18 protein-coding genes are annotated in these 16,514 nt (G+C 66.8%); 5 read left to right on the top strand and 13 right to left on the bottom strand.

Annotated elements, in window-relative coordinates; all coding sequences use genetic code 11:
• The first annotated feature begins 49 nt into the window (after positions 1-49).
• Both ACAZ03_RS01255 and ACAZ03_RS01250 read left to right on the top strand, forming a co-directional pair.
• The gene (locus ACAZ03_RS01255; RefSeq protein ID WP_373355520.1) at positions 50-187 is read left to right on the top strand and encodes an RSP_7527 family protein; all 138 of its coding nucleotides are present in this window, start codon (positions 50-52) and stop codon (positions 185-187) included.
• 76 nt (positions 188-263) lie between these two features.
• Positions 264-884 (top strand): class I SAM-dependent methyltransferase, encoded by a 621-nt coding sequence (locus tag ACAZ03_RS01250; protein ID WP_373355519.1) that lies wholly within the window; start codon positions 264-266, stop codon positions 882-884.
• Positions 885-887: 3 nt separating this feature from the next.
• Here ACAZ03_RS01250 and ACAZ03_RS01245 read toward each other — a convergent pair whose 3' ends face one another.
• From ACAZ03_RS01245 to ACAZ03_RS01185, 13 genes are all read right to left on the bottom strand, one after another.
• Positions 888-2,345 carry a methyl-accepting chemotaxis protein gene (locus ACAZ03_RS01245; protein ID WP_373355518.1) on the bottom strand — a complete coding sequence of 486 codons (1,458 nt, stop codon included), beginning with the start codon at positions 2,343-2,345 and terminating at the stop codon, positions 888-890.
• A gap of 138 nt (positions 2,346-2,483) precedes the next feature.
• Positions 2,484-3,032 (bottom strand): cytochrome c, encoded by a 549-nt coding sequence (locus ACAZ03_RS01240; protein WP_373355517.1) that lies wholly within the window; start codon positions 3,030-3,032, stop codon positions 2,484-2,486.
• Positions 3,033-3,068: 36 nt separating this feature from the next.
• Entirely contained in the window at positions 3,069-4,178 is a 1,110-nt protein-coding gene (locus ACAZ03_RS01235) for a branched-chain amino acid ABC transporter permease (protein ID WP_373355516.1), read from the bottom strand.
• 9 nt (positions 4,179-4,187) lie between these two features.
• Complete coding sequence (locus ACAZ03_RS01230; protein WP_373355514.1) at positions 4,188-5,045, bottom strand: branched-chain amino acid ABC transporter permease; 858 nt, start codon at positions 5,043-5,045, stop codon at positions 4,188-4,190.
• Positions 5,042-5,755 carry an ABC transporter ATP-binding protein gene (locus ACAZ03_RS01225; protein WP_373355513.1) on the bottom strand — a complete coding sequence of 238 codons (714 nt, stop codon included), beginning with the start codon at positions 5,753-5,755 and terminating at the stop codon, positions 5,042-5,044. Before ACAZ03_RS01225 ends, ACAZ03_RS01230 begins: the two co-directional genes overlap by 4 nt.
• Entirely contained in the window at positions 5,755-6,486 is a 732-nt protein-coding gene (locus tag ACAZ03_RS01220; RefSeq protein ID WP_373355512.1) for an ABC transporter ATP-binding protein, read from the bottom strand. Before ACAZ03_RS01220 ends, ACAZ03_RS01225 begins: the two co-directional genes overlap by 1 nt.
• Before the next feature lie 13 nt (positions 6,487-6,499).
• Positions 6,500-7,075: a DUF6644 family protein gene (locus tag ACAZ03_RS01215; protein ID WP_373355511.1), complete on the bottom strand. Its 576-nt coding sequence runs from the start codon at positions 7,073-7,075 to the stop codon at positions 6,500-6,502.
• A gap of 29 nt (positions 7,076-7,104) precedes the next feature.
• A complete protein-coding gene (locus ACAZ03_RS01210; protein ID WP_373355510.1) occupies positions 7,105-7,620 on the bottom strand; it encodes a DUF6644 family protein in 516 nt (171 codons plus the stop codon).
• 131 nt (positions 7,621-7,751) lie between these two features.
• Positions 7,752-8,330, bottom strand: a complete 579-nt coding sequence (locus ACAZ03_RS01205) for a DUF6152 family protein (protein ID WP_373355509.1) — start codon at positions 8,328-8,330, stop codon at positions 7,752-7,754.
• Positions 8,331-8,404: 74 nt separating this feature from the next.
• The gene (locus ACAZ03_RS01200) at positions 8,405-9,598 is read right to left on the bottom strand and encodes a CaiB/BaiF CoA transferase family protein (RefSeq protein WP_373355508.1); all 1,194 of its coding nucleotides are present in this window, start codon (positions 9,596-9,598) and stop codon (positions 8,405-8,407) included.
• Between the two features lie 272 nt (positions 9,599-9,870).
• Positions 9,871-11,202, bottom strand: coding sequence for an ABC transporter substrate-binding protein (locus tag ACAZ03_RS01195; protein WP_373355507.1), 1,332 nt, complete (start codon positions 11,200-11,202; stop codon positions 9,871-9,873).
• Positions 11,203-11,407: 205 nt separating this feature from the next.
• Positions 11,408-12,430 (bottom strand): VOC family protein, encoded by a 1,023-nt coding sequence (locus tag ACAZ03_RS01190; protein ID WP_373355506.1) that lies wholly within the window; start codon positions 12,428-12,430, stop codon positions 11,408-11,410.
• A gap of 56 nt (positions 12,431-12,486) precedes the next feature.
• The gene (locus tag ACAZ03_RS01185) at positions 12,487-13,149 is read right to left on the bottom strand and encodes an alpha/beta hydrolase (RefSeq protein WP_373355505.1); all 663 of its coding nucleotides are present in this window, start codon (positions 13,147-13,149) and stop codon (positions 12,487-12,489) included.
• A gap of 100 nt (positions 13,150-13,249) precedes the next feature.
• Between ACAZ03_RS01185 and ACAZ03_RS01180 the strand changes: the two genes are divergently transcribed.
• From ACAZ03_RS01180 to ACAZ03_RS01170, 3 genes are all read left to right on the top strand, one after another.
• A complete protein-coding gene (locus tag ACAZ03_RS01180) occupies positions 13,250-14,095 on the top strand; it encodes an IclR family transcriptional regulator (RefSeq protein WP_373355503.1) in 846 nt (281 codons plus the stop codon).
• 101 nt (positions 14,096-14,196) lie between these two features.
• A complete protein-coding gene (gene wrbA / locus ACAZ03_RS01175; protein ID WP_373355502.1) occupies positions 14,197-14,799 on the top strand; it encodes an NAD(P)H:quinone oxidoreductase type IV in 603 nt (200 codons plus the stop codon).
• 228 nt (positions 14,800-15,027) lie between these two features.
• On the top strand, positions 15,028-16,350 hold the full coding sequence (locus ACAZ03_RS01170; RefSeq protein ID WP_373355501.1) for a hypothetical protein: 1,323 nt from the start codon (positions 15,028-15,030) through the stop codon (positions 16,348-16,350).
• Positions 16,351-16,514 lie beyond the last annotated feature (164 nt).

The following is a 16,514-nucleotide window of genomic DNA, read 5'->3' as shown; positions in this document are numbered from 1 at the left end:
CGCCGCTGCCGTATTCTGTTCCTTGAAACGGGGGGACAAGGAGACGGACATGACCAACGATATCCAGCACCTCAGCCTTTCCGAGATCGAAGCCCGCGCCCACCGCATGCGCGCCGAAGCTCTGCGCGAGATGGTTCGCAGCTTCGTCGGCCGCCGCGCCCGCCGCTCGGTCGCCCGCGCCGCCTGAGGCGCCGGGCAGCGCGGGGAAATCTCCCGCGACTTGCCCATTTCTCGAAAGGCGCGCATCAGCTATGTCACATGACATGGCTGATGCAGAAAAATTCTGGGACTGGACGAGCGCGCGCTATGCGCGCTCGCCCGTGTCCGACCCCGGGGCCTGGCACCGCAAGCTCGATGCCATCGCCTCACGCGCCGGGCCCGAGGGCCGGCTTCTGGAGTTCGGGGCCGGCACAGGATCTTCCGCGCTCATGCTGGCGCCCCGCGTGGGCTCCATCCTCTCCACCGACATTTCGGGCAAGATGATCGAGATCGCCCGCGCCAAGGCCCGCGAGGCCGAGGGCGGCGCCGCCAATGTCACCTTCCGCCAGGCGACGCTGAGCGAGGTGACAGAGGGGCCGTTCGACGGGATCGTCGGGCTCAACATCCTGCATCTGCTGAAGGATTGGCGCGGCGCGCTCGCGCAGGCGCGCCGGCTCCTCGTGCCGGGCGGGTTTCTCGCGCTCTCCACCGCGACCATAGGCGATCATCCTTGGCCGCTGCGCGCCGGCATCAGAGCCGGTGCCGGGCTGCGCCTGCTGCCGCCGCTTGCGCTGTTCACGATTGCCGAAGAACGCGCGGCGCTGAGCGATGCGGGATTCCGCATCACCGAGGAATGGCAGCCGCGCAAGAACGCGGCCTGGTTCCAGATGGCCGAGGCCGTCTGAGCCCTATTCGGCGGCGTAGCGATGCGCCGCCTGCCGGCTGGCTGCTGCGCCCCCCGCGCCCCCCGCCCCGACGAAGCGGAACGAGCGGATCAGCGCCTCGAGCTCTTCGGCGTTCTGCTTCATGCCGCGGGTGGCGGCGGTCGTTTCCTCCGCCATGGCGGCGTTGTTCTGGGTGACGGTGCCGAGCGCGCCGGTGGCCTCGTTCACCTCGCTGATCGAGCTCGCCTGCTCCGTCGTCGAGGCGCTGATCTGCGAGACGAGGCCCGAGACCTCGGTCACCCCGCGCACGATCTCGCCCAGCCGCTCGTTGACCTGATCGCCCTTCTCCACCCCGTCGCGGATGATCTTGGTGTTGGTGCTGATGAGGGCGCGAATCTCCTTCGCGGCCTCGGCGGAGCGTTCGGCGAGGCTGCGCACCTCGCTCGCCACCACGGCAAAGCCCTTGCCGGCCTCGCCGGCCCGCGCCGCCTCGACCCCGGCATTCAGCGCCAGAAGGTTGGTCTGGAAGGCGATATCGTCGATCACCCGCACCTTGTTGCCCATCTCGGCGGAGGAGGCCTCGATCTTCGACAGCGCCTCCACCGCGGCGGCGACGGCGGCGGAGCTCGCCTCGGCGCCGCGGCTCGTCTCGCCGATGCGGGTATCGACGAGGGTCGCGCGCTCGGCGGTCTCGCGGACGTTCTCCGTCAGGGTCTGCATGGCCGCGACCGTCTCTTCGATGGTGGCGGCCTGGCTTTCCGTCCTGAGCGAGAGATCAGAGGCATTGCCGGCGATCTCGCCCGTCAGCGCGTTCAGGGCACCGATGGCGCGGGCGATCGTCGCCATCGCCTCGGAGAAGGAGCTGACGGCGGCGTTGTAATCCTCGCGGATGGCGTGGAATTTCTCGGGGAAGCCCTCCTTCGCGATGGCCTGCGAGAAATCGCGGCTGGCGAAGCGCCGGAGGCCCTCGGCCACATGGCCGATGGCGGCCTCTGCCTCGTGCTTCTGCCGGGCCTCGAAGAAGGCGTCGATCACCAGCTCCATGTCGAGCTGGAAGGCGCGGTCGACCGCGCCGAGCTGGGCGGCCAGCGCCGCCGGCCCGCCGAAGCGGCCGGCCTTGTGGATCAGGATCTCCTTCACATGCGCGCTGACCCGCGCGTAGCCGGCGAGGTAGAGCGTGAAGGGCAGGGTGATCCGGTAATGCGCCTCTCCGACGCGCTTGCAGGAGGCGAGATATTCGGCGGAGAACTCGCCCGAGAGCAGCATGAGCCAATGCGCCTTCTGCCGGTCGCGTGCGAAGCGCATATGCCCCTCGTCGCGGAAGAAGGCGGCGAATTCCGGCGTCGAGCGGCAGAAGGCGTAGAACGTGTCGAGAATCGCGTCGAAGGACGGCTCCAGCGCTGTCCTTGCCCGTTTGAGGAGGCCCTGCTGCTCCGGCCCGATGCCAAAATACTGCAGGCGCTTCGTGATCTCTACGCTCATGGACGTGAACCCCAGCCAGTCGTTGCTGGGGACGGGTCTATGCGGAATTGGTCACCGAAGCGTTGACCGGTACTCGGCCCGTCTTTCGGCCCCGGCCGACCCCCGAAGGGAGCCGCCCGGGGCCCTGGCAGGGAGCTCTTAGAAATCGTTGAGGAAGTCGAGGTTGCCGACGTCACCGCCGCCGCCGAGATCCATCTCATAGGCCAGATAGGTGTCGTGACAGGCGGTGCAGCTGTCCCAGAGCGCCAGCGTGGCGGCATGGAGCGCCGCCGGGTCGCTCTCGGCCGCGGCCACCTCGGCAGTGCCCTGAACGGAGGCCGCGAAGGCCGCGAAGCTCTCGAGATCCTCGAAGATGGCCGGCTGCGCGTCGGTCGTCACCGCCGACCCCGCGGCGGCCAGCGCCTCTTGCGAGGTGCCCTCGCCGAAGAGATGCGGGAAGGCGCCGAGGATGGCGGCGATCAGGGTGAGATCCTGCTGGACGCGGGCGACGTCCACCTCGCCCGTGCCGTCGCCGACGAGGCCCTCGATCTCGGCCCGTAAACTGGCGACCTGCGCCTTCAGCCCCTGTCGGGCGAGCACCTCGGCATCGGGGGAGAGCAGGCTCTCCTGCCCTATGGCGGGGTTGGTGGCGGCAAGCATGAGGCAGAGCGCTCCTGCTGCCGCTCTCCGGTCAAGGAACAGCGTCATTGATCCCTCCTAGATCAGGGCCCTTTCGGGCGGTCGCTATTGTCGATCCTTGCCGTCGGTATGCGACAGGCGGCGTCGGGTCGGGAAAAGCTCTATGCCGGTCCGTTCCGTGAAGATTCCCCAGAGCCCCTGGGGCGCGAAAAGCATCATGACGATGGCGAGCCCGCCGAGGATCATCAGATACCACGGGCCGAAGTCCGACAGGTAATTCTGCAGGAGCACGAAGACGATGGCGCCCACGATCGGGCCCATGACCGTGCCGAGCCCGCCGATGACCACGATGAAGATCACATAGGCCGTCCAGTCGATCACCGAGAAGGCGGAGTTCGGGTCGATCCCGCCCTTCTGCAGGTGGTAGAGGGCCCCGAAGAGCGCCGCCCCGGCCCCCGCGAAGATGTAGACGATGAACTTCGACCGCGTGATGTCGACGCCGACGCTCTCGGCCGCCACTTCGTCATCCTTGATGGCCATGAGCGCGAGGCCCCGGCGGGAGCGCAGCATCCAGTAGGAGCCGAAGACGACGATCAGCATGGCCGCCAGCATGGCCCAGTAGATGACCACCTCGCGGGCGGAGGAAGAGCGCATGTCGAAGAGCGTCGCCGTGGCCTCGATGCCGAACATCTCGGAGGTGGCGGCGCGCGGCAGGCCAGTGCCGGTGCCGCCGCCGAGGCCGGGATAGATCGAGGCGAGGATGCGGAAGACCTCGGCCACCACCCAGGTCATCACCGCGAAATAGGCGCCCTGCATCCGGAAGGTGAGAAGCCCGATGGGCACCGAGATGATCGCCCCGCCCACGGTCGCCGCGATGACGGCGATGAGCGGATCCATCCCCACGTAGATGATGCAGTAGAACATGAAGTAGGCGCCGAGCCCGACGAAGGCCTGCTGGCCGACCGAGATCAGGCCCCCGTAGCCGGCGAGCAGGTTCCAGCATTGTGCCAGCCCGATGAGCAGCATGATCTGCATCAGGTCGCGAATGCCGCTGCGGCCGACGAAGCCGGGCGCCACGATCAGGCCGACGACCAGAAGGGCGAAGACCACCATCGCGATCCGGAAGGTCGGCGTGCCGACGGAGACGGAATAGCCCCGGTCCTCGGCATGGAAGGCCTTCTTGGCGGCGCTGGTATCGAGTTGCGTGTCGCTCATGAGGGCGGCCTATTGCTTCGAGAACAGGCCGTTGGGCCTGATCAGGATGAGGATGAGGAAGACGAGGTGCCCGGTCAGCACCTGGTATTGCGGCGAGATCGTCGCGCCGAGCTCCTGCGCCACGCCGAGGATGATGCCGCCCGCCAGCGTCCCCCAGAGCGAGCCGAGCCCGCCGATGACCACCGCCTCGAAGGCGAAGAGCAGGCGCGCCGGCCCGACCGAGGGGTCGAAATTGGCGCGGGCGCCCATGAAGAAGCCGGCGACGGCGATCACCACGAAGGAGATGCCCATGGCGATGGCGAAGACGGTGCGGGGGTTGATCCCGACGATCTGCGCGAAGACCGGGGAATCCGACGTGGCGCGCAGGCGCCGGCCGAGCGCCGTGCGGTAGAAGAGCAGGTTCAGCCCCCCGATCACGACCAGGGCCGCGACGAAGGTGATCGCCGGCATCACGCCGAGCGAGATGCCCCCCACGGTGAAGCTCGCCGTCTCGATCGGGCCGAGTTGGATGCGCACGCTGTCGGCCGAGAAGGCCTCCAAAAGGCCGTTCTGCACGATGATCTGCAGGCCGAAGGTGACGAGCAGCGGCACGAGCAGGTTGGACTGCACCGTCCGGTTGAGGATGAAGCGCTGCAGCGCCCAGCCGAGCGCGAAGAGGAAGGGCGCGGCGAGCAGGAACGCGAGCACCGGCGGCAGGAGCAGGAAGGAGCTCAGCGCGAGGATCGTGTAGGCGGCCAGCACGATGAAGTCGCCATGGGCGAGGTTCACCAGCCGCATGACGCCGAAGATCAGCGACAGTCCCGAGGCGTAGAGCGCGTAAAGCCCGCCAAGCAGGATGCCCTGGATGATGGTGTTGACGTAGCTCATGCTTCTTCGCTCATTCCGAAATAGGCCTGCTGGATCTGGTCTTTCGTCAGCTCACCCGGCCGGCCGGTGAGCGTCACGCGGCCTTCCATGAAGCAATAGACCCGGTCGGCGGCGCCGAGGGCGGCGGTAAGGTCCTGCTCGACGAGCAGCACGGTGGTGCCGCGCGCCTGGATCTCCTTCACCGCGGCATAGACGTCCTTCACGATGGTGGGGGCGAGGCCGAGGCTGATCTCGTCACAGAGCAGCACCTGCGGGTTCGCCATCAGCGCCCGGCCGATGGAGACCTGCTGCTGCTGGCCGCCCGAGAGGGTGGTCGACATCTGCTTGGCCCGCTCCTTGAGGATCGGGAAAAGCCGGTAGATCTCGTCGAGCGTCCAGCCCCGGTCGACGGTCTTGCCGTCGGCGCCGATGAGGAGGTTCTCCTCAACTGTCAGCGAGGGATAGAGCTTGCGGCCCTCGGGGACGAGGGCGATGCCCTTCTTGACCATCTCGTAGGCCGGGGTGCCGCCGATCGGCTTGCCGCCCAGGGTGATCGCCTCGGGCTTGGTCGGCGTGATGCCGGCGAGCGCATTCAGGAACGACGACTTGCCGGCGCCGTTCGAGCCGATGATGGCGACCGTCTCGCCCTCCTCGACGGCGAGGTCGATGCCGAAGACGGCCTGGAAATCGCCGTAGAAGACCTCGAGGTCATGGGTCTCAAGCAGCGCCATCAGGCAACCTCCTCGTCCAGGTCGTCGTCGATGCCGAGATAGGAGCGCTTCACCTCGGGGTCGCGCATGACCGCCCGCGGCTCGCCCTCGGCGATGATCTTGCCGCGCTCGAGCACCACGAGGCGCGAGACGACGGAGAGGAGCGCGTGCACGATATGCTCGATCCAGACGATGGTGATGCCCTCGGCATGCAGCGTCTTGATGAGGTCGACCAGCTCGTGGCACTCGCCCTCGGTCAGACCGCCGGCGATCTCGTCGAGGAGCAGAAGGTCCGGCGTCGTCGCCAGCGCCCGCGCCAGCTCCAGCCGCTTGCGGTTGAGAAGCGTGAGCTTGCCCGCCTCGATATTCGCCTTGTCGGCGAGGCCGGTGAGCTCGAGGATCCGCGCCGTCTCCGCCACGCTCAGGCGATCCTGACAGCCGAACTCGGCGGCTGTCAGGAGGTTCTCGAAGACCGTAAGGCTCTCGAAGGGCTTGGGGATCTGGAAGGACCGCCCCATCCCGCCCCGGCAGCGGTCACGCACCGAGGTGCGGGTGACGTCCTGGCCGTGGAAACGGATCTCGCCGTTGTCGGGCTTCAGGACGCCGGTGCACAGGTTGAACAGGCTCGACTTCCCGGCGCCGTTGGCACCGATGATGCCGAGCGCCTCGCCCTTCTCGACATGCATCGAGACGTCGTCGGCCGCGACCACGGCACCGAAGCGCTTGTTGACGCCGGTCAGTTGAAGAAGCATGTCCCCCCCTCTCTCAGGCCAGCCCGATGCCGCTTGCGGCAAGCATCGAGAACATCAGGTTGTCGAGGTCGATGTCGATCGGAGCGTCGAAATCGAACCCCTTTGTATAGCCGATCCAGCGACCGAGGAAGATGACTCCGGTCCACAGCGCGATCGAGATCAGCCCGGCGACCCGTGCCCGGCCCGGCGGCGGGCGGGCCGTGTCCCAGTTGGCGACGGTCTTCATCGTGCGCAGCTCGAAGAACATCATGTTGATCCCGGCCAGGACGATGGTCGCCATCTTGAACCAGAAGAGCTTGTTTACATAGAACTCCGACGCGTTCGCCGTGACCATCAGAAGCCCCGAGATCAGCGCCCCGGCAAAGCCGATCCAGGTGAAGCGCAAAAGCTCGTGCGAGACGCGGGTGAAGGTGCGGGTGGGGGCGAGAACGCCGATGAGCCGCAGGTCCACCGTGATGAGCGAGCCGAACAGCGTCACGACCGAGACGATGTGCAGCGCATTGATGACGGGCAACGCATAGACGCTGTCGCGCATCCAGAAGCCGACGCCGGAGTTTTCCAGCCATGTGAAGATCGAAGAAAGGTCCATCAGCCTGATTTCCTATGTTCGTCCCTGCCTCAGGCGGCGAAAGACCAAGTTCCCCAGATTGCCGTATCCCAGGCGATGAAGCGGCCGAGCACCATGATGCAGACCCAGATCACGAAGGATGACACTGCCAGACGCCGCGCGCCCGCCGGTGCATGGGTGGCGTCTCCCCAGGCGCCACTGCCGCGACGGATGCGGATCTGAAACCCGGCAACAACTATGATCCCGATGAGCAAAAGAACCATCTTCGCCCAGAACGAGAAGGCCAGCAGCTCGCGCGCCGGTTCGGCGATGATGAGCAGCGCGCCGGTCAGCGCCAGCGTGGCGATGGCGCCCCAGATCCAGCCCTCGTAGCGCTTCGAGACGACGCGCAGCGGCTCTTCGCTGGCGAAGACGCCTGCGATCTTCAGGTTGAAGACGAGCAGCGCCCCGGTGAGCGCGCCCACGGCCACGATGTGAAAGCACTGGATCAGCGGAACGGCCCATCCCGCGCTGCCGATGGCGATGCTGAGGTCCGAGACACTCAGCCAGGCAATGAAATCACGCATCTTGTCCTCCCAACGCGTGTCGGTGGATTGCTCCCGCTCGGTAATGTTCGGGGGGCACCCGGGATGACCCGCCGCGCCGCGGGCCGCAATACGGGCGGCGCGGCGGGTCCCTTCAGGTTACAGAAGCTGGGTCAGCCGTCGGCTTCGCCACCCTCTTCCTCGTCATCATACTCCTGCGTCGTCTCCTGGCCGGGGACGAAGGGGGTATCGAGCTCGACGTCGGCAACGGGGATCTCGCCCTCGCCGTGCTGGGTGGCACCGTCCACGCTGTCACACATCGCGCCGGGGGCCGGCGGCGTGTTGGCGGGGCACTTCCACAGGCCCATGTTGCCGCGGTCGCCGCCCGGCTGGCCATTGCGCAGCGGGTACAGACCGACGGAGAAGATGGTGCCCGGCGGGAAGTTGTTCACCGTGATGCCCATGGCGGCCGCCTGGGCGGAGCCGGCCATCTCGACGGCCCAGATGATCGGGTCGCCGGCTTCGTCACGCACCACCGTGGTGTGCTCGTCATTGAGCGGCGCGAAGAAGATCTGCAGGTGGTTGGCGTCGGGGTTGATCCGCGTCACCACCCCGGTGAACACGCGCACCTGGGTATTGTCGAACATCGCGAACGAATGGTGCGCATAGGCCGCGCCGCTCGCCATGGTCAGGCTCAGGCCGGTTGCCAGTGCGGCCGCCGTCTTCGCCAGTCTCCTCAAACCGAATTGCATTTCACTTTCCTCCCAAAAGCGCACCCGCCTCCCCGGGTGCTGTTTCGATGTGCGGTCGCCCCCTGGTGTCCGCCTTACACGCTCTCCTCTGCCTGCCGGGAAGTGGGGTCATTGGTCGGCTGGAGGGCCGGCCAACCCTTGCCCTCGGCAAGACTGGCGCGAATGGCGGCGCCGTCGGCATCGAGCCGGGGCGCGGGGCGGATCGAGGTGGCACGCGACCCATTGGCCGTCACTGCCGGACGGACCGCACGGTCCGCCGCATCCTCGCCATCGGGCTCCACATCGACGATGAGCCCCATGTGCTTGACCTGCGGGTCCTCGACCACCTCCTCGACCTCGTTGATCGGGGCAAAGGGCACATCGGAGCCCTCCATGATGGCGGTCCATTCGTCGCGGGTCTTGGTCTTCGTGATCTTGTTGAGCTCCTCGCCGAGGGCCTCGTAATTGTCGATCCGCGCCAGGCGGGTCGAGAAGCGCTCGTCGTCCTGCATCCAGCCGGCGTCGAGCGACTCGACGAGCTGGTTCCAGAACTTCTCCGGGCTGGAGAGGTGGATGGCGACGAGCTTGTCGTCCTTGGTGCGCAGGATATGCGCCTGCGCGAGCCGCGGCCGGTCGAGCCCTTTCGGGGCCGCGCCGAGCGCGAAGAGCGCCGTGAAGGGCTCGATGGCGAAATGGGTCATCGCCTCGAGCATCGAGACCTCGATCAGCGCCCCCTTGCCGGAGGAGCCGCGGCTGACCAGCCCGCCGAGAATGCCGTAGGCGGCGTAGATGCCGGTGATCGCATCGGCGAGCGCCGGGCCGAGGAACCGGGGGTTCTCGCGGTCGGTGACGATGCCGAGGAAGCCGGAAAGCGCCTGCGCCACCGAATCGTAGCTCGGCCGGTCACGATAGGGCCCGTCGGGGCCGAAGCCGTTGATCGAGCAATAGACGATGTTCGGATTGATCGCCTTCAGCTGCTCGTAGCCGGCGCCGAGCCGTTCGGCGGCACCGGGGCGGAAGTTCTGGATGAAGACATCGGCCTCGGCGATCATCTGGCGGAAGACCTCCTTGTCGTCCTCCTCCTTCAGATTGAGCGCGATCGACCGCTTGTTCCGGTTGTAGGCCTGGAAATGGGGGGAATAGAGCCCCTCCTGATAGGTGCGGTAGGGGTCGCCCGAGCCGGGCGATTCCACCTTGATGACATCGGCGCCCAGGTCGGCGAGCATCATGCCGGCGCAGGGGCCGGTGATGAAGGTCCCTTGCTCGACCACTTTGATATTCTTGAGCATTCCGTTCATCATTGTTCTTTTCCTGAGCCTTTCCGGCCTTTGTTGTGCCCGTCGGCGGGCGCCGCTCGCCCCCTTGCCGACCCTTCCGCAGTCCGATCCTTGTGGATCTCTTTTCGCTCTGCGAAAGTTTTTTCGGGTTTTATTGTTGCTGCTCGCCCGTGTCGGGTCAAGCCACCGTTGGCACCCATCCTACACCGGGCGCTTGTGTGTTTGCCGGCCATGGCGGTGTCCGCGGCGCTGTGCCGCGGACACCTTCGTTCAGCGAGGCTCGATCAGACGATCGGCTCCATCTGGCCGCCCGTCGGGATGTCCGGATAGGACTGGTTGTCGACGATGACGATGTCATAGCCGCTGCCGTCTTCCTTCAGGCGCCACTGGCCACCCACGAGCGGGGCGGGAGAGACGTTCTTCTGGGCGAACGGCGGCAGGCCTTCGCCGTTCCAGGACACCGGGCCGATGATCGTCTCGGTGTTGGTGGCGGCGATCGAGGCGACCATGGAGTCGCGGTCGTTCGGATCCTCGGCGCGGGCGATCACGTCCAGAGCCACCTCGAAGAGGGCGTGGATGTAGCCGATCGGCTGCGTCCAGGGGCGGCCCGTCGACTGCTCGAAAGCCGAGGCCAGCTCGGAGGCCGACTGCCCGGTGATCGAAGAGGTGAACGGGTGCGACGGCGACCACCAGACCTCGCAGGAGAGGTTGTGGCCTGTGTCGCCCAGCGCCTCGACGGCGGAGGGGAACAGGATCGCACGGCCCATGGTGCAGATCTTCGGCTTGTAGCCCTGCTGGATCGACTGGGTCCAGTAGGTCGTGAAGTCCGGCGGGATCATCAGGCCGGTGATGACGTCGATATTCGCGTTCTGGAACGTCGCGATCTGGCTGGCGAAGCTGTCGGTGCCGTTCGGGAACCGGCCGGGATCGACCAGCTCGTAGCCGTTGGCGGCCAGCACCGGCGGGAAGCCGGCGTTCGGATCGGCGAAGGCGTTGCCGTCGGCATCGTTCGGCCAGAGCGCGCCGACCGTGTTGCCGTGCTCGAGCTGGCCCCACATGTTGAGCGTCACGCCGTAGTAATCGGCGCCACCCCAGAAGAAGTGGTAGGTCCAGTCGAACTGCTCCCAGGTGCTCGGATCGCCCGGGTTGGCCTGACGGCCGACATACCAGGCATCCCAGGGCGCCATGGTCGAGATGCAGGGCTGCTCCTCGATCTCGCACTGGGTGGAGACGGGGTTGGTCGTGTCGGGCGTCGAGGCGACGACCATCAGGTCGACCTCTTCGTCGACGATGAGGTCGAGCGCGACTTCAGCGGCCCGGTTCGGGTTCGACTGGCTGTCGGCGACGATGACTTCGATGTTGTAGCGCGTGCCGTTCACGTCGATGCCGCCGGCAAAGACTTCCTGCAGCTGCTGGATCGTGAAGTTGTCCGCCTCGGCGAAGCCGGCGAGCGGGCCGGATTGCGGCGTGACGTAGCCGATCTTTACGGTGCGCTCCTGCGCATGGACGGCGGGCGCGTAGAGCCCGGCAGCGGCGGCACCACCGGCGGCGGCGGATGTGCCGAGGAACTTGCGGCGCGACAGACCGGGCCGGCGCGGCATGATAAGTCTGGACATGGTTTTCCTCCCTGTTACGGGGCTCCCCCCCGGCGCTCGCGCACGAGCGTTCGGAATGGACGCACCCAGCGTCGTCTTCGTCAACGATATACCAGGGATTGGGGGATGAACCTCCTTCGCCGGTATATTCGTTATGCGAATCCTGATATTAACCCCCTCCCGGGGCTGGTCGGGCCGACGCTCCGAGGCGCCGGCCCAGCCATTGTCAGAGCGTCGCCTTGGCCTTCTTCGGGCCGTCGAGCGGCGGCTCGGTCTTGAGCGTGCCGTCGGGGCGGCGCGGGTTCTCGATCGGGGTCAGCTCGCGCTCGAGACGGGCGCGGAGCGGTTCGACCCGCTTGGAGAGCGCAAGGCGCTCGCCGAGCTCTTCCTTCGGCTGGTCGACGAGGAAGCCGGGGCCCGCCGAGGTCAGCTCGATGATGCCGCCCGGCGTCTGCGCGTAGCAGCTGTCGAAGACGTGGTGATCGTAGATCGGGGTCGTCGGCACCGGGCCGGCGTCCGAATAGTCACGCCAGCCGGCGAGATCCTCGTCGGCATCGAAGGCGAGGTGGTGCCAGACGCCGATGGCGGCTTCCTGGAAGGGCAGGTCTTCCGGCACGGGGGCCGTGTACCAGCGCGACGTCTTGTGGTCGCCTTCCATCTCGAAGCGCTGCATGGCCTCGTTGTAGGTGAAGCCCATATGCTCGGCATAGGGCAGCAGGTCCTTCACGGACACGTTGGAGCGGATGCCCTCGATGCCGGTGATCTGGAACTCGGCCGGGATGTCGGAGGCCGGGAAGGCCAGCGGCTTGTCCGGCGCGTCGGAAACGATGAGCTCGACCTTGTGGTTCTCGAAATCGTGGAACACCAGGCGGCGCGGCACGGTCGGGTTGAGACGGTAGAGCTCCGAGAAGATCTCGTTCTGCGTCAGCCGGTCCATCCAGAAGTCCAGCGCCTCGTTGGAGCGCACGCGCAGGACGGCGGAATGGTGGTTGCCCTTGCCGGCGGGCGCCTTCGGCGCGTCGTTGAACTCGAGGAAGGTCACGACCGAGCCGAGCGAGCCGTCGGTATCGCCGAAATAGGTGTGGTAGCGGAACGTCGTCTCGAAGTTCAGGGTCTTCTTGACGAAGCGCAGCCCCATGATGCGCGACCAGAAGTCCACGTTGGCCACGACATCGCCGGTGATGCCGGTGATGTGGTGGTTGCCGTCGAGCCGCTTGGCCGGCTTGTTGGTCTTGGGTTGTTCAGGCACGTTTGTTCTCCTCCTGCTTTGTTGCGCCGCCTCCGGTGGGTCGAGGCGGCGATTTCTTACGGGGCGAGCTGGTCGACCAGCCGGCCCAGAAGCCTGATTTCCTCCGGCCGCACCATATGTTGCGCGTCGGGGAACATCTCCAGATGCACGTTACCACCCATCTGGCTGAGCACAGCCTCGGTGGCGAGAAAATCTCCGAGAGGCAGCCAGGCGTCGCCCGAGCCCCCGCAGACGATGATCGGCAGATCGGCGAGGTCCCGCTCGGGGAGCGTCCGCTCATTCCGCGCGAGAATCGTGCCGGTGAAGATGGCGGCGCCGGCCGGGCGCTGGCGCCCCGCGATCAGATATTCGGTGACGAGGCAGCCGCCCTGGCTGAAGCCGGCGAGAATCACCCGCTCGGGGCCGAAGCCGCGCTCTGCCGCGGCGGCGAAGGCGCCATCGATGGCGGCGAGCGCCGCGTCGCGCCCGGCCTCGTTCTCGGCCATCGGCGCATCGTAGCGGCCGGGATACCAGATCCGCGCCTCGGCATAGGGCGCGAGCACCCGCAGCCGCTCGGTCAGCTCCGGCGAAAGAAGGCCGGCCATCTCTTCGGGGGAGCCGTCGCGCCCGTGCACCAGGACGAGGACGGCCCTCGCATCCTCCCAAGACGCACCGGATTCGGCGAGCCCGTAGCCTGCCGTCACTCCGCTGCCCGCGCTCATGGCTGCGCTGCCTTGCATGTGTCTTTCCTCCCGTCGGAGTACCCGCATTTTAGGGCTTGTATTTTTCGCCCAGCGAAGCAATATCCGATAGGCGAACATCTTAGGGGAGGAGAAAGACATGTCAAGCGTTCTGGATGTGGGACGGATCGACGAGAAGGAATTCAACTCGGCCATAGCCCGCGGCTTCGCGGTGCTCGAGTGCTTCGACCAGACGCACACCGAGATGACCCTCTCCCAGGTTGCGGCCCGCACCAACCTGTCGCCGGCCACGGCGCGCCGCTGCCTCTATACGCTGCGCGTCCTTGGCTATGTCCGGCAGGACGGGCGCAAATTCACGCTCGGCGCGCGGGTGCTGTCGCTCTCGTCCTCCTACATGCGGTCGAGCCAGATCGACGAGTTCCTGCTGCCCGAGGTGCGCAGCCTGGTGGAGGCGTTTGGCGATGCCGCCTCCGTGGCGATTCTCGATGACGGCATGGCGCTCTATCTCGCGCATACGACCCGGCAGAGCGCGGTGCGACCCACCGCCGCAGTCGGCGTGCGCTATCCGGCCCATGCGACCTCGCTCGGCAAGGTGCTGCTGGCCAATGCCGATTCCGTCACGCTGAACCGCTATGTCGGCCAGGCCCCCTTCACGCCGCTGACGGACCGGACGCTGACCGGCAAGAAGGAGCTCCTGGCCAACCTGCAGGAGGTCAAGCGGCTGGGCTACGCCATCGCCGTCGACGAGCTCGACTATGGAATCGCCTCGATCGCCTGCCCGATTCTCGATGCCGAGGGTCAGGTGGTGGCCGCCATCAATTCCTCCGGCTTCTCCGGGCGGCTGACGAAGACGATTCTCATTGAGGAGCGTCTGCCGCGGCTTCTGCAGGCCTCGCGGAACATCACCGCGAAACTCTCGCAATATCCGGTGCTGGTGCGCACGGCGCTCTCGCCGCAAAGTGCCCAGCGCGTCGGCCCGATCTGAGGGCCGCCGTCGCCCGGACGAGGGCGACCTTCATCATCGCCCCGAAGGGGGCGCCACACCATCCACGCCCCGACGAGGGCGCCACTTCGAGGGAGGACCCAATGACGAAGATTCTTGTGCTCTACTATTCGAGCTACGGCCATATGGAGGCCATGGCCCATGCCGCCGCCGAGGGCGCGCGCGAGACCGGCGCCGAGGTCACCGTGAAGCGCGTGCCCGAGCTGATGCCCGAAGAGGTGGCGCGGAACGCCCATTACAAGCTCGACCAGGAGGCCCCCGTCCTCACCGATGTGTCCGAGCTGGCGGAATATGACGGCTTCATCTTCGGCATCTCCACCCGCTTCGGCATGATGGCCAGCCAGCTCAAGAACGTGCTCGACCAGACCGGCGGGCTCTGGGCCACGGGCGCGCTGGTCGGCAAGGTCGCCGGCGTCATGTCCTCCACCGCCTCGCAGCACGGCGGGCAGGAGTTCGCGATCATCTCGACGCAGGTGTCGCTGGCGCACCACGGCATCATCTCGGTGCCGCTCGGCTACGCCTATGCCGACCAGATGGGGACGGACATGATCCGTGGCGGCTCGCCCTACGGCATGACCACGACGACGCTTTCCGACGGCTCCCGCCTGCCGAGCGAGCAGGAGCTCGACGGCGCCAAGTGGCAGGGCCGCTACCTCGCCGGGATCGCCGCCAAGCTCCACGGCTGAGTTCGGCGGCTGGGCTCCGCGGCCGAGCGCCGCAGCCACGCTCGCTGCCCGGGCCCGACGGCTCAGCCGGGCGCCCAGGCCGCCGCGGCCCCTCGATGGGGCTGCGGCGGCCCCTCCCCCACCCCTCCCCCCTGAAGGCTTGACAAGCCGCGTATCGGTTTGTGACAATTCGCTATGCGGAGAATTTTTCGCTAGGCGAACATATCGCCGCAAAGGGAGGAAAATCGAATGAAACTGGACCTGACTCTCAAGTCAGCACTGCTCGGCTGCGTCTTCATCGGCGCCGGCGCCACCACCGCTCTTTCGCAGGACAGCGTCGGCCGCGGCGCTCCGATGGCCAACCAGCAGGACGAGCCCGTCGTCGGCGCCGGCACCGGCGGCGCGTTCCATGGCGAGTTCATCGCCGCGCGCAACGGCGATGTGCCCGAGGGCGTCGAGCCGCTCGAGGTGGACATCTTCACCTCGGAGGATTTCTACGCCGATGAAGAGCTCTGGAGCGATCCGCGCTACTTCCGCTGCAACTCGCCGATGGGCCTCGAAAGCCAGTGGGGCGGCTACGGCTCTCCGATCATCGGCGACAACCCGCCCGGCTCCGGCGCCTGGGGCTTCTGCGATGCCGACTATCCCGTCGAGAACATCGTCAGCCCCTACGGCTTCGCCACCGCGCAGGAGCATTACGAGGCGCTTCTCGCCGAGACCGAGGCCAATGGCGGGCCGACCGAATACTCGCGCGACAACATGCCGCCCGACTGGGACGGCCGCTACAACGATTCCTCCGAGAACTGGTTCTGGGGCCGCATCATCCAGACCTCGACGGAGCTGCAACTCCTGACGCCGGAGTACCAGAAGCGCGCCGTGCAGATGCACTACCACCAGGCGAACACCAACGCCGCCCAGTGGCAGTCGCAATATTGCTGGCCCGAAGGGTTCCTGCGCCGCTGGCACGAACATGCCGTGCGCGATCACCAGGTTCTGGTGACGCCCGACATGGTGCAGATCCTCACCGGGGTGGCCGACAACATCCTCACGCAGATCTTCATCGGCCGCGAGTTCAACATGGAAGGCGCCGTGCCGCGGCTCGGCCAGGACGTGCCGCGCTGGTATGGCGAGACCATCGGCTTCTGGGATGGCGAGACGCTCATCACCTGGACCTCGAACATCCAGGGCTGGACGGTTCACGCCGGCTTCGAGTTCTCCAACTCGATGCAGACGGTCGAGATCTACAACGCCAACTACAATGACGCCGGCGAAGTCACTGGCATCCATCACGAGGCGATCTTCTACGATCCCGAAGCGCTGGTGGAGCCGATCCGCATGGTTCGCGACCTCGAGCGCATCGGCCAGCTCGATGACACCGATCCCTATATCTACGTGAACTGCGTGCAGACCATCTTCCCGCAGGACGGCATAGCCACGCCGATCTCGCCCGGTACGGTGATCGAATACCGCGTGCCGGACATGTACGGCCGGCCCTGGTCGACGATCTGGGAAGAGTTCTTCGAAGAAGGCATGACCCGGCCGGAGGCCGAGGGCCTGTTCGGCTTCGACTGATCCAGACGACGCGGGGCCCGGAGGAGACTTCGGGCCCCGATTCCATTTTGGCGGGGCGCCCTTGGGGGCTATCCTCGCATTCGCGTCCGGGCGGCGCGGCATCGGGAGGGTGCCGCCCGCCCGCCCATCCGGACCCCGCAGGGGCCGGAGGACAGGGAACGCTC

Origin of the sequence: Pseudoroseicyclus sp. CXY001 (genome assembly GCF_041714655.1) — a bacterium.
In the GTDB taxonomy this organism is placed as follows: domain Bacteria; phylum Pseudomonadota; class Alphaproteobacteria; order Rhodobacterales; family Rhodobacteraceae; genus Pseudoroseicyclus_A.
The sequence above is the reverse complement of the archived record's forward strand: the minus strand, read 5'-3'. Positions and strand labels throughout refer to the sequence as shown.

What these genes read in the sequence shown, in the direction of transcription:
- ACAZ03_RS01255 (WP_373355520.1), top strand. Translation starts at nt 50, where the DNA reads ATGACCAACGATATCCAGCACCTCAGCCTTTCCGAGATCGAAGCCCGC.
- ACAZ03_RS01250 (WP_373355519.1), top strand. Translation starts at nt 264, where the DNA reads ATGGCTGATGCAGAAAAATTCTGGGACTGGACGAGCGCGCGCTATGCG.
- ACAZ03_RS01245 (WP_373355518.1), bottom strand. Translation starts at nt 2,345, where the DNA reads ATGAGCGTAGAGATCACGAAGCGCCTGCAGTATTTTGGCATCGGGCCG.
- ACAZ03_RS01240 (WP_373355517.1), bottom strand. Translation starts at nt 3,032, where the DNA reads ATGACGCTGTTCCTTGACCGGAGAGCGGCAGCAGGAGCGCTCTGCCTC.
- ACAZ03_RS01235 (WP_373355516.1), bottom strand. Translation starts at nt 4,178, where the DNA reads ATGAGCGACACGCAACTCGATACCAGCGCCGCCAAGAAGGCCTTCCAT.
- ACAZ03_RS01230 (WP_373355514.1), bottom strand. Translation starts at nt 5,045, where the DNA reads ATGAGCTACGTCAACACCATCATCCAGGGCATCCTGCTTGGCGGGCTT.
- ACAZ03_RS01225 (WP_373355513.1), bottom strand. Translation starts at nt 5,755, where the DNA reads ATGGCGCTGCTTGAGACCCATGACCTCGAGGTCTTCTACGGCGATTTC.
- ACAZ03_RS01220 (WP_373355512.1), bottom strand. Translation starts at nt 6,486, where the DNA reads ATGCTTCTTCAACTGACCGGCGTCAACAAGCGCTTCGGTGCCGTGGTC.
- ACAZ03_RS01215 (WP_373355511.1), bottom strand. Translation starts at nt 7,075, where the DNA reads ATGGACCTTTCTTCGATCTTCACATGGCTGGAAAACTCCGGCGTCGGC.
- ACAZ03_RS01210 (WP_373355510.1), bottom strand. Translation starts at nt 7,620, where the DNA reads ATGCGTGATTTCATTGCCTGGCTGAGTGTCTCGGACCTCAGCATCGCC.
- ACAZ03_RS01205 (WP_373355509.1), bottom strand. Translation starts at nt 8,330, where the DNA reads ATGCAATTCGGTTTGAGGAGACTGGCGAAGACGGCGGCCGCACTGGCA.
- ACAZ03_RS01200 (WP_373355508.1), bottom strand. Translation starts at nt 9,598, where the DNA reads ATGCTCAAGAATATCAAAGTGGTCGAGCAAGGGACCTTCATCACCGGC.
- ACAZ03_RS01195 (WP_373355507.1), bottom strand. Translation starts at nt 11,202, where the DNA reads ATGTCCAGACTTATCATGCCGCGCCGGCCCGGTCTGTCGCGCCGCAAG.
- ACAZ03_RS01185 (WP_373355505.1), bottom strand. Translation starts at nt 13,149, where the DNA reads ATGCAAGGCAGCGCAGCCATGAGCGCGGGCAGCGGAGTGACGGCAGGC.
- ACAZ03_RS01180 (WP_373355503.1), top strand. Translation starts at nt 13,250, where the DNA reads ATGTCAAGCGTTCTGGATGTGGGACGGATCGACGAGAAGGAATTCAAC.
- wrbA (WP_373355502.1), top strand. Translation starts at nt 14,197, where the DNA reads ATGACGAAGATTCTTGTGCTCTACTATTCGAGCTACGGCCATATGGAG.
- ACAZ03_RS01170 (WP_373355501.1), top strand. Translation starts at nt 15,028, where the DNA reads ATGAAACTGGACCTGACTCTCAAGTCAGCACTGCTCGGCTGCGTCTTC.